Annotated in this window: 5 protein-coding genes and 1 pseudogene; 5 read left to right on the forward strand and 1 reads right to left on the reverse strand. The window is 64.7% G+C overall.

Annotated elements, in window-relative coordinates; genetic code table 11:
• Nucleotides 1–46: 46 nt before the first annotated feature.
• Nucleotides 47–895, reverse strand: a complete 849-nt coding sequence (locus BO1_RS52380; protein ID WP_043286129.1) for a helix-turn-helix domain-containing protein — start codon at nt 893–895, stop codon at nt 47–49.
• A gap of 185 nt (nt 896–1,080) precedes the next feature.
• Between BO1_RS52380 and BO1_RS23555 the strand changes: the two genes are divergently transcribed.
• The 5 genes and pseudogenes from BO1_RS23555 to BO1_RS60760 form a co-directional block, all read left to right on the forward strand.
• Nucleotides 1,081–1,425, forward strand: coding sequence for a cupin domain-containing protein (locus BO1_RS23555; protein WP_028219658.1), 345 nt, complete (start codon nt 1,081–1,083; stop codon nt 1,423–1,425).
• Nucleotides 1,426–1,519: 94 nt separating this feature from the next.
• Nucleotides 1,520–2,953, forward strand: a complete 1,434-nt coding sequence (locus BO1_RS23560; RefSeq protein ID WP_043286132.1) for an NAD(P)/FAD-dependent oxidoreductase — start codon at nt 1,520–1,522, stop codon at nt 2,951–2,953.
• A gap of 4 nt (nt 2,954–2,957) precedes the next feature.
• Nucleotides 2,958–3,887, forward strand: coding sequence for a LysR family transcriptional regulator (locus BO1_RS23565; protein ID WP_028219660.1), 930 nt, complete (start codon nt 2,958–2,960; stop codon nt 3,885–3,887).
• Nucleotides 3,888–4,055: 168 nt separating this feature from the next.
• Nucleotides 4,056–5,645 (forward strand): purine-cytosine permease family protein, encoded by a 1,590-nt coding sequence (locus BO1_RS52385; RefSeq protein ID WP_043286092.1) that lies wholly within the window; start codon nt 4,056–4,058, stop codon nt 5,643–5,645.
• A gap of 186 nt (nt 5,646–5,831) precedes the next feature.
• Nucleotides 5,832–6,073, forward strand: a pseudogene (locus BO1_RS60760) (hypothetical protein); the annotation flags it as partial.

Consider the following 6,073-nt stretch of genomic DNA (forward strand, 5'->3'; position numbering starts at 1 on the left):
GCCGGTGTCTCGGGCGTTGCCGGTGTTTGGGGTGTTGGCGGGGCGGTTAGAGCGCCTGCAGCAGGGGCGCGCCGTGCCCCCAGGCGACCAGCTCGCGCTTGGTGCGTACGCCCAGCTTGGCGAAGGCGCGCTTCACATAGGTCTCGGCCGTGGCCGCGCGCACGCCGACGATTTCGGCGGCCTCGGGCACCGTCTTGCCCGTGATGAGGTGCGCGCAGATTTCGTATTCGCGCTTCGAGAGGCGCACGCAGTCGGCCGCGATGCGCGCGTCGAACTGCGCGAGCGGGTGCAGAAACGAGGTCGGATGCGCCACGCGCTTGGCCGCACTGGTTGAGGCATGCAACTCGAGCAGCGGAAACAGAAAGTCGCTCACATTGCGAAACAGGTTCATTTCCGCGAGCGAAAACGGCGGCGCGTCGAGCGCGCGCTCGATCGCGATGGAATGCTGGGCGTGGCGCGTGCCGCGCGCGAGCACGCATTCATGGGCGATCAGCGCCTCGTCGAACAGCCGCTGGCGGAACTCGCCGGGCGGAATCGCGCCGATGTCGCGCACCACCAGCAGGGTGCCGATCTTGCCGCGAATGCCGGCAAACAGCGGATCGCTTTCATAGAAGCGATCGTAGTAGAGCGTCATGACCTCGGAGATCGTACCGGTGTCCATGCCCACGCCGCTGCTGCCGATCCATTCGCAACGAAAGCCGTTGGGCATCGAGCTGTCCGCGCGCGAGCGCTCGAGGTGCACGACGTTCAGCGGAATGACTTCGTTGAGCAATAGCGTGAGACGCCGCACGAAATCGGGCGTGCCGACGGCTTCAATCACATTGCCGAGCGTCTTGAACGACAGCGGGAAATTATTCGAGGAATCGCTTACTTGCGGGGGGACGGAGATCTGCATGGCGTGCCCCAATTGAAAGGCGAAGCCATTATAGCCGAAGCGTTGCACGCGCCGTTGCACCCGCCGTTGCACGCGCCCGGAATCCCGTCGAAACGCAGCTTGTCCCCCCTGAGACAGGGCATACCGGGACAGCGCGAATCGGTAACTTTGCGCTTACCGATCCCATTGAACAAAACAGGACATTTATGAGCAAGCTGATTCAGGACATCGTGCAACTGGGCGCAGGTCTGGGCGAATTCACCAAACTCGAATTCGGCATGGACGAAAGCGACTGGCGCGCCACTGAGGGACAGAGCGGCAAGTACGCGATCGGCTGGTGGGAAGGCAAGGTGGGCGCGGTGGATTTCCCCGCCACGACCGCCGACGAAGCCGTCTGGCTCGTCGAAGGCAAGATCGCGCTGACCGACGTGAACGGCGGCCGCAAGGAATTCAAGGCAGGCGAGGGTTATCTGCTGCCGGCGGGCTTCGCGGGCCGCTGGGAGACCCTCGTGGACGCCAAGAAGTTCTACGTCCTGCTCGAACAGCAGTAAGCCGTGCCGCCCCCGTGCGGGGCGGCGCCGTTCCCTCACGCCAGAAGCAGTGAAGTCCATCATGAGTGAAAGCGCTCAACTCTACGAAGCCGGCATGCCGGCGCCCGCCGCCGCGCGCAAGGCGGCACGCAAGCCCAGCGCATTGAGCGTGGAAGATGCGCTCTCGCGCACCAAGCTCTCTCCGTACTGGCTCGACAATCCGGCTCAGCCGCCCGCCGAGCCCAAGCTCACGCGCGATACCACTGCCGATCTGCTGATCGTCGGCGGCGGCTTCACGGGGCTCTGGGCCGCCGTGCAGGCGAAGGAGCAGATGCCCGAGCTCGACGTGGTCGTGATCGAAGCGGGCCGCGTCGCGCATGGCGCTTCGGGGCGCGCGGGCGGCATCATCTCGACCTCGGTGATGCATGGCCTGCCCAACGCGGTGCGCGTGTTTCCGAACGACATCGCGCAACTCGAGGAATTCGGTCATCGCAATCTGGACGGCTTCGAGGAAACGCTGAAGCGCTACGACATCGACGCCGATATCGAATGGAACGGCGAAATGACGGTGGCGGTGGACCCGGACCACGTCCAGCATCTGCGCGCCGACTACGATCTGCACACGGAATACGGCCACGACGTGGTGCTGCTCGGTGAGCAGGCCACGCGCGAGCAGCTGAATTCGCCGCTCTTCGCGGGCGCGCTGTGGTCGCGCAACCGCAGCGGCATCGTGCACCCGGCCAAGCTCGCGTGGGGTCTGAAGCGCGCGGCGCTCTCGCTCGGCGTGCGGCTCTACGAGCACACCCCGCTGCTGAGCGTGAAGGACGAAGGCGAGACGGTCTACGTCAAGACGCCCGATGGCAGCGTGCGCGCGCCGCGCGTGCTGTTCGGCAGCGGCACGGCAAAGGTTGGCATTCCTGATATCAACCGGCGCGTGCTGCAGGTGCGCGATCACGTGCTCGCCACGGAGCCGCTCACCGAGGAGCAGCTCGAGCGCATTGGCTGGAAGAACCGCCAGGGCATTTACGACACGCGCACACAGCTCAATTATTTCCGCCTCACGAAGAACAACAACATCATCTTTGGCGGTCTCGTGAGCTATCACTTCGACGGCGATCCGAATCCGCAGCAGGACCAGCAGCGCGAAACCTACTACCGGCTCGCGCAGGCGTTCTACAACACCTTCCCGCAACTGTGCGACGTGCGCTTCTCGCACGCATGGGGCGGCCCGATCGACTACTGCTCGCGCGGCTCGGTGTTCGCCAAGCGCTACCTCGGCGGCAAGGGCGTGTTCGTGGCGGGCTACACGGGCTTCGGCGTGGCGGCGAGCCGTTTCGGCGCGTTCATGGGCCTGAACATCCTGTTCGGGCGCAACAGCCCGGAACAGGCGCTCGATATCGCCAAGCTGAGCCCGACGTACATCCCGCCCGAGCCGGTGCGCTGGCTGGCGGCAAAGGTCACGTTCCATGCGTTCGACGGCGCCGACGCCGAAGGCGGCTGGAAGCGGGCATGGATCAAGGGCATCAAGGCAATGGGTTTTCCCATGTAGCAGCATGTTTTCCAATACTTCTGACCTCGACCTGCGTCTCGTGCGGGTCTTTCTAGCCGTGGTGGACGCGCGCGGCATCACCGCCGCCGAAGCCACGCTCGGTGTGCGCCAGTCGACCATCAGCGCGCAGCTTTCCGCGCTCGAAGCGCGGGTGGGCTTCACGCTATGCGAGCGCGGGCGCGGCGGCTTTCGCCTGACTTCGAAGGGCGAGCGCTTCGTGGCCTCGGCGCGCGCGCTGGTTGCCGCGACTTCGCAGTTCGTCGCCCAGGTGCGCGATATCGACCGCAAGCTCGTGGGCACGCTCTCGATCGGCCTGATCGGGCAGGCCTCGCATGTGGAGAACGCGCGGCTTGCCGAGGCGATTGGTGCGTTTCGCAAGCGCGACCAGGCCGTGCGCTTCGCGATGCGGGTGGCGCCGCCGCAAGAGCTCGAAGAAAGCCTCGTGAATCAGCAGCTCGATCTCGCGATTGGCTACTTCTGGCATCGCGTGGCGGGCCTCAGCTACACCGAGCTTTTCAGCGAACGCCAGGTGATCTGCTGCGGGCGCGGGCATCCGCTCTTTCACGCGGAGCCTCACGTGACGCTCGACGCGCTGCGCGCGCACGACTGGATCTGGCGCAGCTACCCGGTGCCCGAGGAGCTGGCGAGCATCGGCGAGCGCCAGGTGACGGCGATTGCGGACAGCATCGACGCGGCGACCGTGCTGATTCTCTCGGGCAGCCATATCGGCTACCTGCCCGAGCATCATGCGCAGTTGTTCGAGCAGCGCGGCCTGATCCGGGTGCTGGGGCGCACGGCGTTCGGCTTCGACGTGCCGATGCACCTCGCCATCAAGCGGGGCATGGCGGACAAGCCCATCGTGAGCGCCTTCTGCGAGGACTTGCTCAATGTGTACGGCGCGCGTGCCGAAGAGGAGGAGCGTGCATGCGCGTGACGCGGGCGGCAATACATTGCGCCCGCATGAAGTAAACGTTTTGAATAAGCAATACGGCGCGTACTCGACTGATTTAGAGTGAGCGCCTGAAATGAATACAGAGCGCCGGCCGGCCCCAGGGCGATCCTCGCGGCCGTATCTGGCCGGCGCTGCAAGGAGTGAGACATCTTGGCTGACAATACCAGTATTACGCAGATCGAAACATTCGGTTTCGAGCGCATCCCCGACGCCTCGCGCTACGCGCGCCCCATCGATCTCTTCCGGCTGCTGTTCGGCGGCTGCAATACCTTCTCCACCTCGGTACTCGGCAGTTTCCCCGTGCTGGTCGGCCTCTCGTTCAAGGCGAGTTTGTATTCGATCGTCCTCGGCGTGCTCGTGGGCACCTGCATTCTCGCGCCGATGAGCCTGTTCGGGCCGCGCAACGGCACGAGCGATCCGGTGTCATCGGGCGCGCACTTCGGCATTCACGGGCGGATCGTGGGCTCGTTTCTCGCGCTGCTGACCTCCATCGCGTTCTTCTCGCTGGCGGTGTGGAGTTCGGGCGACGCGCTCGTGGGCGGCGCGCACGACCTCGCGAACGTGCCCGTGAATGTCTGGACGCTCGGTTTCTCGTACATGGTGTTCGCGGTGCTCGTGCTGGTCGTCTGCATCTACGGGTTCCGCTTCATGCTGTGGGTGAACAAGATTGCCGTGTGGGCCGCCAGCTTCATGTTCATTCTCGGCGCGTTTGCGTTCGCCAATACGTTCGACGTCAACTATGCGGGCACGCTGCATCAGGGCGGCGCGGGATTCTGGGCCGCGTTCGTGGGCTCGGTGCTCGTCGCGCTGAGCAACCCGGTGTCGTTCGCCTCGACGCTCGGCGACTGGGCCCGCTACATTCCCGAGACGACGCCGCGCCATCGTGTCATGGGCGCCGTGTTTGCCGCGCAGATCGCCACCTTCGTGCCGTTCTTCTTCGGTCTTGCCACGGCCACCATCATCGCCACGCACGCGCCCAGCTATATCACCTCGAACGACTACGTGGGCGGCCTGCTCGCGGTGTCGCCGCGCTGGTTCCTGCTGCCGATGTGCCTGATCGCGATTGTCGGCGGGATGTCGACGGGCACCACCGCGCTCTATGGAACGGGCCTCGACATGTCGAGCATGTTCCCCAAGCTGCTCAACCGGGTGCGCGCGACGCTGCTGATTGGGACGCTCGCCATCGGCTTCATCTTCGTCGGCCGCTTTGCGTTCAATCTCGTGGAAAGCGTTTCGACGTTCTCGACCCTCATCTGCACATTCAGCTGCCCGTGGATGGCGATCATGGTGATCGGCTTCCTGCAGCGGCGCGGCTTCTATCTCACGGACGACCTGCAGATTTTCAATCGCGGCGGACGCGGCGGCCATTACTGGTTCACGCATGGCTGGAATCTGCGCGCGATGGGAGCATGGCTGCCTGCCGCGTTCATCGGGTTGTCGTTCGTGAATCTGCCGGGGCAATTCGTCGGGCCGCTGGGCAATCTCGCTGGGGGTTGCGATTTGAGCGTGCCGGTGTCGCTGATCGTGGGCGGCGTGCTTTATGTGGCGCTGCTGTGGATGTTCCCCGAAGCCGATGCCGTGTATGGGCCGCAGGGGCGCCGCTTCGTGCGCGGCGGGCAAGCGCAAGTGCGTGTGGCCGCACCGATACCGGCCACGGCTACGGCTACGGCAAGGATGCGCGATGAGCGCGACGAGGCCGGCAAGCGCGCGGCGCGCCGCGTGCCCGAATACGCGGAATAGTCTTTCGGGGTAGAGGACTGCAAACAAAAAATTCGGGGAAGGCGCTGAGCGGGGGCGTTGATGCATAAATAGCCGTGGGGGTCATAGGAGAATCTGGGCACCGGGTTCGTCCCTATCCACGGAGCATCAACGAGGCCCAGCACCGCGCAAACAGCCGTCACAAAGAACGGCGATTTCCTATAATGAATGCCGATTTCCGCACCAGGAAGCGAAGCCGCCATCCGCCGCGAACTGCGCGAGGAAACGGGCTATGGGTTCGAAGCGCTCACGCCGCTCGTGAGTGTTTCGCCGAATCCCGCGACGCACGCCAACCGGCTGCATTGTTTCCTCGCCACCGGCGGTGACCGCTCGGGCGCAATTTTCATGCATCGTGCGAGCGGCGCTCGTCTTCAATTCATACTGGCGTTGGCCTTAACTTGTTTTCGCGG

Source organism: Paraburkholderia oxyphila NBRC 105797 (assembly GCF_000685075.1).
Classification (GTDB): domain Bacteria; phylum Pseudomonadota; class Gammaproteobacteria; order Burkholderiales; family Burkholderiaceae; genus Paraburkholderia; species Paraburkholderia oxyphila.

Coding starts and splice junctions, on each gene's coding strand:
- BO1_RS23555 (WP_028219658.1), top strand. CDS start 1,081: ATGAGCAAGCTGATTCAGGACATCGTGCAACTGGGCGCAGGTCTGGGC.
- BO1_RS52380 (WP_043286129.1), bottom strand. CDS start 895: ATGCAGATCTCCGTCCCCCCGCAAGTAAGCGATTCCTCGAATAATTTC.
- BO1_RS23565 (WP_028219660.1), top strand. CDS start 2,958: ATGTTTTCCAATACTTCTGACCTCGACCTGCGTCTCGTGCGGGTCTTT.
- BO1_RS23560 (WP_043286132.1), top strand. CDS start 1,520: ATGCCGGCGCCCGCCGCCGCGCGCAAGGCGGCACGCAAGCCCAGCGCA.